The sequence below is a fragment of the Bacillus sp. JJ722 genome (assembly GCF_036963345.1).
Lineage (GTDB): Bacteria > Bacillota > Bacilli > Bacillales > DSM-1321 > Bacillus_AD.
The window spans coordinates 1-1,239 of the sequence record NZ_JBALMO010000392.1 but is presented as its reverse complement, the minus strand read 5'-3'; the positions used below and the strand labels follow the sequence as shown (position 1 = coordinate 1,239).

Annotated in this window: 1 protein-coding gene; it reads left to right on the top strand. The window is 30.2% G+C overall.

What is annotated here, in order from left to right:
- The first annotated feature begins 120 nt into the window (after positions 1 to 120).
- Positions 121 to 1,068, top strand: a complete 948-nt coding sequence (locus tag V7014_RS26650) for a hypothetical protein (RefSeq protein ID WP_335512068.1) — start codon at positions 121 to 123, stop codon at positions 1,066 to 1,068.
- Positions 1,069 to 1,239 lie beyond the last annotated feature (171 nt).

Here is a 1,239-nt window from a genome sequence, read left to right as displayed (position 1 = left end):
AATTAAAATAATATCCAATAAACCTCCATTTATAGGGATTTTAGTTTGAAACATGTTGAATGATTAGGTTAAAATAAATAGAGGCTAATTATTTTAAATAATTAAAAGGGGGTGGAGTGTTTGAATCCATCTACAGATTCAATGAAAAAGATTGAAGGATATAAAGAATTGTTTAGTGATGATCCTTTATACCTTCATTTACAGCAAATGAACCTATTAGATAAATTATTTGAGCCTTGTATCTTTTACGAAAGAGTAGTATTTGATGCTACGACGTATTCGACAAAACAAGCAGCCGAACTATTAGGTATTCAAAACAATCAACAAACATTAATTAACTTCTTAAATAGAGAAGACTTTAACAATTATATTGTGATTTATAAATCGGGTAATAGGTATCGTTACGACTATAAAACATTGTTTCAATTCAAAATGATTTTATTACTAACAGAAATGAAATTAACACCTAGTGATATAGCGACCCTTACAGGAGCCAGGGCCGAATATTTAGCTAATGATCGTGTCTCCAAAAGAAGTAATTCAGGCTCTCATAATTCATTACCAAGTGAACAAATTGAACAAACGATTAATACTAAAGTAGCTGAATTACTTGGTACTTTCATAAAACATTACCAAGAAAATGAACAAAGGGTTCAAAAAACCAAAGAACTAGAAAGTAAGAAACACTCACTTTCTCAAGAACTGCATGTTTGGGAATCAGAAATGCGAGCCCTAATCGGAAGAATTGAAGATTTAGAAACTTATACCGATTTACATAGACAATTGTTAAATATGTATACCTCTAGCCCGAAAGAAGAAGCTGGATTTTGGAAGAAACTATTTAAAAAAGAAGTTACACAAATTGATGGTACTCCATTAGTAGAGGAAAAATTAACAGTCTTACAAAATCGTTTAAAGAAACTAATTGAAGAGAAAACACAATTAGAAGCCAAAAAATCAGCCATCTATGAGAAATTAAATGAAGTAGATCAACAAATAAAATTAGATCAACTGAATAAAACGAATGGACAATTAGAATCATCTACAACTGACTCTGCAGATGAATAAAAGTTAGAAGGGTGGGAAAATGGTTATGCTATACGGTTTTATCAAATATCTAGAAAATGAAAAATTATCACCACCAACCATTGATTCTTATAAAAAAGAATTGAACATTTCCTACCCTTTCTAAACACCCGTCATATAAACGGTATTGAACCTTATAAATTAAAGCTAGAT